The organism is Alexandriicola marinus (genome assembly GCF_004000435.1).
Taxonomy (GTDB): domain Bacteria; phylum Pseudomonadota; class Alphaproteobacteria; order Rhodobacterales; family Rhodobacteraceae; genus Alexandriicola; species Alexandriicola marinus.
Map to the genome: position 1 here is coordinate 1 of NZ_RBVZ01000035.1, position 6,625 is coordinate 6,625.

Consider the following 6,625-nt stretch of genomic DNA (forward strand, 5'->3'; position numbering starts at 1 on the left):
GTGGGGGCACTCCACCCGATGACCGAGGACATTTCCTGCTGCGCGGTAACGATGATCCAAGCTTGGCCCTTGCATTTCGTGTTCAGGCTCTCAGCGACGGTCTGCAGGTTTGTCATGAGCTTAACGTTGTCGGCAATATACTGCCCGACCTCGTCGACGAAGAAGTTCAGCCGAAAATTTGGTTCCTGTTCGTCAATCCAGGCTTTCACGGTCTCGGCGAAATCCTCGATCGAGACACGAGTGTCCTTTCGATACTGAGTAAGGATGTCCTTGGCGTCGGCCGGATCGCCCCCGGTGACTTGCGCGAAAGCGTTTGCGATGTTCGGAGCTTCCAGCAGAGCCTGCTCCCTGCCGCGGTCCCAGGGTTTGCCGGCAGCCGCCTGGAATGCGCCCCGGAAGGCGCTCAACAGGCGGCGCCCGTGCAGGTCCCGCTCGAACTGCGCGATATGCGGTTGCTTGCCATAAAACCCGCAGGCCTCGTCGAAAACCTTCTGGAACACTGAAAGAAGCGCATCAACATCCGTCTTGGAGATAACATCGGCCTTCTGGTCGATATTGAACAGGATCGACCTGGACGGGATTGACACGGCCTTTTGTAACGCACCCATCAACATAGGCTGGTCTTTCAGCTTTTCGCTGAAGATGTCCGCGGCCCGACGCCCATCCAACTCGCGGTTTTCCAGCACGAGGGCCAGCATCTTGAGAAGGTGCGATTTGCCCGATCCGAAAAAGCCCGAGATCCAGACACCGTTCGATGTGTCGTAGTTGTTGTACGCATGCAGGAAGTCTTCCAGCCGCCGGGCGATTTCATCTGTAATGACATACTCGTCCAGCTCCACGCCCAGCCTGGCCTCGTCGTCTGCTTTGATGACACCATCGATAGGGCGATCAACCGGTTTTTCGAAAATGTCTTGGAGTAGCTCGGCCATCGTATCAGACCTCGTAATTCAGAATGTTGAAGGCGCGGTAGTACTTGTCGTCGTGCAGGCGACCGAAGAGATCGAGCGAAGCACCTGTTGCTAGTTCGTGCGTGTAGCTACCAGGAAAAAACAAGACTGTCGGAGCGTCTTTGGCCGTGCTCTGCAGGTTGTTTAGTACGTTGTGCGACCGGATATAGGGGTAGACCTCACCCACGCCGGACAGGAAGATCACGTCGTGCGGGTTCGTCTCGATAGCGGCGCCGATTTTTGGAATCAGGTGCGCATGCGGGTCTAGCACCCCCTGGAGCAGTTCCTTGAGTTCAGACTTCTCGGTGCTTTGCTCCACCTCGAGTATCTGATCGAGGATGTCTCGTTCACGTAGGATCTCGATAGCCAAACTGTAGAGGCTGAGGTCCAGCACCTTAACGCCTGCATGTTCGGCTCGTGTCACAAGATCCCGGCGGTCGTCCTCAACTCCGACCGCGAACTCCGCTGGGAACGGACAGATGAAGAATGGCACCTCGTTGCCCAGCCCCTGTTTTCCGAGGAACCTTTAGCTGGTCACCACGCGGTAGAGATGCTCCGCCAGCTCCTTTCGGTTAAAAACACTCTTCACACTACGCTCCATCGACAGGCACGCCCGGGAATACTGCAAGGTCTCCCGGCGCCTGTTCCTCGATCATTGTTTTCAGCTGGCTGGAAAGCAGCGCTGCCTGTATTTGGCCTGCCTGGGAAATGACGCCGGCTTCCCGCATGATCCGAAACAGAACCTGGCGGAGCTTCAAGCGTGTCGATGAGGTCAAGGATGCCAGGTGGTCATCCCATTCGGCCTTCGCATCCAGCAGGATATCAAAGCTCTCCAGCGGCAATTCGTATTGGTAGGACAAGTACCTCTCCCGGATCACCTCGACGGCGAATTCCCGGATGAAGCGGTAAGCTCGGCAGGTTGCCAGCCATAGGAGAGCTTGCCGGTCAGCCCGATCGGCATGATCGATCAGGAAATCGCGCTCTGTATCTGTCAGGGTGAGAAGCCGATTGGATATCTCCCTGAGCGTTCGACGATTCGAAGCGGTTTTCGGCAGCGCGGTCGTGCCCGCTTCGATTGCCCGACGGATTGTATCCTCCCAAGGCTCGTCGGATACATGAAGGCGCGCAACCTCAACGCTCTCATTGAGCAACAGCCCACCTGTGCCGAACGACATCTTGTATGGTTGCGGCTTTGTCACGAACTTGCCCCTCCAGAAGAGCGGGCGATTTCGGCAGCATTGAGAAGCACGATTTGTTGGTCTTGTGGTCTGCGGGCACTAGGATCCGTGTCCAGTCCAAGCCGCCTGAGCGCGTAGTAAAGGAGCGCACGCCGGACCTTGATCTTGGCTTTGCCGCCTCGCATGCCGTAGTCGAGCGCGATGACCTTTGCCTGCGTGTCAGAAAGATCGGGGTGAGGGGCGACCTCCAACGTGACCTCGGAATGCCACTCGCTGTCGTCGGCGGCCGAGGCGTCGCTTTCCTGTGCACCTCGGATCTTGAGCATCCGGGACAACAGGAAGTCCTTGAAGCACTCATCGCTCAGACAGAATGCTCGCGTGTGCCAGCGAAAGCCGTCAAACGCGATGGCGTGGGGCGCGATCCACCGCCAGCGGGGCTCCGGGCTGGACAAAGACTGGTACTTCACCTCGACCGCCTCCGACCGGCGTATGGCGCCAACGACCGAGCGGAGGGTCACCGGGTTGACGCCACGTACCGGCGTCGGGGCAGACGCGTAGGGCGGTAGATTTGCTATCCAGGAATCCTCGCGGTCGAGGATTCCGTCAGAGAGTGACCGCAGCTGCGCGAGGTAGCGACTCGCATCGGGCTCTAGGAACTGCGCCTCGAAGTCCAAGCCGCGGACATAGGTCCGAGCGCTTTTATCGTAGACCATGTTGTCCGGCGCGAAGCCGATGTAGCGGTTCAGATCGGCGGACGCTTGGTTCACCGACAGTCCAAACTGCTCCATCAAATCGCTTCGGTTCACATGCCCCTCCCAAAACAAGCGGAACTCGATGAACTCTAGTCGCTGCGCGACTCCCCAACGAAGCTCCGCTTTGGTGTTGTCCACGTCGCACTCCTTTTTCGGCGCGACGGAAAAATGTACGCGCCCAATTTTTGTGCTAACCTCAAGCTATCTGAGTGGCGACACGGGTTCAATCGAAATCCTGCGAAATCTCGGTGACTTGCTTGATTGATCCTGCTCGAGGTGCAGGCGTGCCGAGCCCGCTATTCCACGGCACGCCTGCGATTATCGCCACCGCTTTTGCGGCCGCGCGGCCGGCGAAAACTCGAGCCAGCCTGATGGGCTCCGAGCGGGTTCGCCGCCATCCCCACCGCCGCGCTCGATCCGACCCACAGTCCGGCGTCTCCCGCGGTCCCCGCGCTTATCGGGTCCGGGTCCCCATTGAAGCGACCGGCAGGCTATTCCACCTCGGCCGGCACGACCGACTCCATCTCGGCAATGGTCTGAAATTCCGACAGGAACTCGGGGCGCGTCTGCATCAGATACCGCACCACGCGCGCGTTCCCGAGGAGCTTGCCGACGTAGCCACGGAGCACCGTCAGCTGGAGATGGTCCTCGCCGTAGGTGTCCTGGATTTGGGTGATCCCTTCCTGAAGTCGGGCAAGCTCCTTTTCCATCCGGGCGACCGCCTGCGGAGTGACGCCGTTGATACGTTTGGGCTTGTTCGCCTCGACCAGCTGCGCCTGCGGTGTTCCGGCGAGGATCGCCGAGATGTAGGCGACGGAGTAGTTGTTGGCGTTCACCATGAGCTCGGCGGCTTCGATCTGGCGCAAGGGGATCATCTTGCGTAGCGTGGTGAACACGGCCGCGGTGCAGGCCTTGTCCTTCAGGATCGCCACGGCTTCTGGGCAAATGCCGTCGAGCAGCTTGACCTTGCGGTGGACGCTGCGCGGGTTGAGATCCAGCGCCGCCGCGATCTTTTCCTCCGAAACACCACGCTCGATCGCTTTAAGGATCATCCGGTGCTCCTGAATGGGCGCGATGCGGCTGATCCGCTTGTTGTAGGTGAAGGCCTCATCGTCGGTGGACACGAGGCATTCGACCTGTTCCTGACCCAGGTCTTTGAGGACTTCGATCCGGACATGTCCATCGAGCAGCAGCCAGCTGCCGCTGGCATCCCCGTTTCTAGCAACAACCGGCGGCTCGACCAAACCGATCTCGCGGATCGACGCTGTGATCTGGGTGTATTTCCGACTGGACTTGATGGACTTGCTCAGCACCCTGACAGGCAGGATGTCCGCGACCGGGATCGTGACGCAATCGTTCTCGAAGCCGAGCTGAACCTTCTTGGTCATGGCGCTGCCCCCTCGGCGAGGGAGTCCTGCAGGTAGCTGGGCATGGTCTCCAAGCCTTCCGCACGCAGCAACGTCACGAAATGGTCGTCCTCGAGGAGAGTCCGGAATGCCTGGCAGATGAACAGCAGCCGCCCCTGCGTCAGCTCCGCTTTCTTGATCAGAAGCTTCTGGCGGTCCGCCTCCTTCTGATAGGCGCGCACCAACGCTTCGCTCGTCAGCGGTCGCCGGTTTCGGCTGTCGCGCCCGTATTGCTTGGGATGGATCTTCTTTCCACGCGCCTCACGCTGTTCGATCAGGCGCCGGGCCGCCGCGAGTTTCTTTCCGCGCAGTTTCTTCTGCGTGTAAGCATCCATCAGCGCACGCTGGGCGCCTTCGGCATCGGTTTTTGATATGTCGATGGCAAGGTTGAGTGGCAGCAGGCCAGTTTCGACGGCCGTCACCAGCCGCTCTTCGCCGCGCTCCAGGAGGCCAGCGATCATGCCCACATAGTCTGGCGAGACGCCGATCTTGTCGCCGATTTGCCGGTCGTTGTAGCCGCGTTCGCGGAGCGTGCCGATCTCCCGCATCAGATCGATCGGGCGATGCTGACGGCGAGCGCAGTTCTCGACGAGGCTCATTACCAGGCAGTCGGACTCATCCGCATCGATGACAATGGCCGGGATGGCTTTCTGCTTCAGCTGAATGAAGGCCTCGAGCCGCCCTTGGCCGCAGACCAGATCATACTCCTGCGGATCTGTGCCAGTGCGGCGGGTGACGGTGATCGGGCGCTTCAAGCCGATCTTGGCGATGTTATCCACCATGTCCGCGAATGTCCTGGGGTTTCGGACCCGCGGATTGAGAATCCGAATACGGTCGGTCGGGACTAAGGTGACTTCCGTCTGGTGGGTTTCTTCCGCGTTTTTGGCCATCATGCCACCTCCGTCACCTTCGCCCGCCCAGCGAGGGCGTAGAAATCGTCAAGTGTTTCAGTTCGATAGGCATCGAGCCAAAGGCCGTTCTGTTCGGCCATCTTCAGGCGCGCGTCGGTTATGTCGATGCTGGGCAGCAGGTAGAAGTCGCGCGGCGCGTCGTTGGTCTCGTTCATCCGCACAGCAATCGTGATGTCCGGAACGAGGCCGGTGTCGAGCCGGATGTGCCAGCGCAAGGAACCAGCTGCCGTCGCCTGGCAGCGGGCCAGAACGATCGACACCGTGAATTCATCATTCACGCGCAGCAGCTGCGTGTCGGGGACCTGCACCACGCGACCACCTTGGGCGGCCACGCCCTCGATGATCTCCTCAACGACCTGGGGGTGGGCCGCGCGCAGCGCCTTGTTAATCTCGATGTAGCGGTAGTCCCGCTCTGGTTCATAGCCGATGAGGCGATAGGCGCGCAGCAGGCTGCCAAACCGACTACGATAAGCGCTGGACGAGGGCAGATCGTTCTCCTCGTCGATAATAAGCCCGGACAGCTGGCCCTGTCGTTTCAGGATCGCCCGCAGGGCATCGAGCAACTCCTCGTCCGAGAAATGGCGGCTGCGGGCATCCACGATTTCCCGCGCGCGCAGAAACAGCGCTTTGTCGACGATGGCCGGATAAGCGCCCTCGGCCCGGATCCACATGTCCCGTGGATTTACGACACGACGCTGCTTCAGCTTGAACGACACCTTGTTGAAGACATTGTTCCCGATGTATTTTTCGTTGGTCAGAACCTGATGGACCGTCGCCCGGGTCCACGGTCGGTCGAGATCGGTGCGGCGTCCTTCGCCGTTCAGAACCTCCGCGATCTCGCGCTCGGGCCGCCCCTCATTCACGAACATCTCGTACATGCGCTGGACGACCCGCTGTTCCTCCTCGGGGCCGGGGACCAGGATCACGCGGTCGGTCTGCAGGCTCTTCTGCTCGCCGCGCGACAGCTCACCCTTCGGGTTGCCGTGCTCGTCGATCAACACGCGCCGCAGCCCGTATCCGGCCGCGCCGCCTTGGCGATATCCAAGCTCTACCAGGCGGCATTGCCCGGCAAAAACCTTCACCGAAAGCTCACGGCTATATTCGCCGGCCATGACCCGCTTGACGGTCTTCAGAAGGTTAGAGCCGATGCTGCCATCGTTCTCGAACTGCTCGCCGCAGTAGTGGACCCGGATACCGGCGCGGGAACAGACATGCTCATGGTATGCGCCCTCATCGGCGTCCTGAAACCGACCCCAGCGGCTGACGTCATAAACGAGGATCGCCTTGAAGTCTGCTTGGCCGGATTGGACCTCGGCCATCAGGTTCTGCAGCGCCTCGCGGCCGTCGAGCCGTAAACCTGATCGGCCGGAGTCCTCAAACGTGCGCATAATGGTCAGGCCACGAGCCTCGGCATAGCTGCGAATGACATCG

At 60.2% G+C, this 6,625-nt stretch carries 7 protein-coding genes; all 7 read right to left on the reverse strand.

From position 1 onward, the window contains the following. Nucleotides 1-929 (reverse strand): BREX system P-loop protein BrxC (gene brxC / locus EP376_RS22270; protein WP_127657681.1); only part of this gene is annotated, 929 nt, incomplete at its 3' end. A 4-nt stretch (nt 930-933) separates the two neighbouring features. Beyond that, nucleotides 934-1,440 carry a DUF1788 domain-containing protein gene (locus tag EP376_RS22275; RefSeq protein ID WP_240652493.1) on the reverse strand — a complete coding sequence of 169 codons (507 nt, stop codon included), beginning with the start codon at nt 1,438-1,440 and terminating at the stop codon, nt 934-936. Nucleotides 1,441-1,537: 97 nt separating this feature from the next. Then, nucleotides 1,538-2,146, reverse strand: a complete 609-nt coding sequence (locus EP376_RS22280; protein WP_240652494.1) for a DUF1819 family protein — start codon at nt 2,144-2,146, stop codon at nt 1,538-1,540. Further along, a complete protein-coding gene (locus tag EP376_RS22285; RefSeq protein ID WP_127657682.1) occupies nt 2,143-3,015 on the reverse strand; it encodes a BrxR family helix-turn-helix transcriptional regulator in 873 nt (290 codons plus the stop codon). The genes EP376_RS22280 and EP376_RS22285 overlap by 4 nt, the downstream gene beginning before the upstream one ends. A 353-nt stretch (nt 3,016-3,368) precedes the next feature. Beyond that, nucleotides 3,369-4,265, reverse strand: coding sequence for a plasmid partitioning protein RepB C-terminal domain-containing protein (locus EP376_RS22290; protein ID WP_127657683.1), 897 nt, complete (start codon nt 4,263-4,265; stop codon nt 3,369-3,371). Next, on the reverse strand, nt 4,262-5,176 hold the full coding sequence (locus EP376_RS22295) for a plasmid partitioning protein RepB C-terminal domain-containing protein (protein ID WP_420837143.1): 915 nt from the start codon (nt 5,174-5,176) through the stop codon (nt 4,262-4,264). The genes EP376_RS22290 and EP376_RS22295 overlap by 4 nt, the downstream gene beginning before the upstream one ends. After that, nucleotides 5,173-6,625: recombinase family protein (locus tag EP376_RS22300; RefSeq protein ID WP_164745050.1), on the reverse strand; the 1,453-nt coding region annotated here is incomplete at its 5' end. The genes EP376_RS22295 and EP376_RS22300, both read right to left, overlap by 4 nt.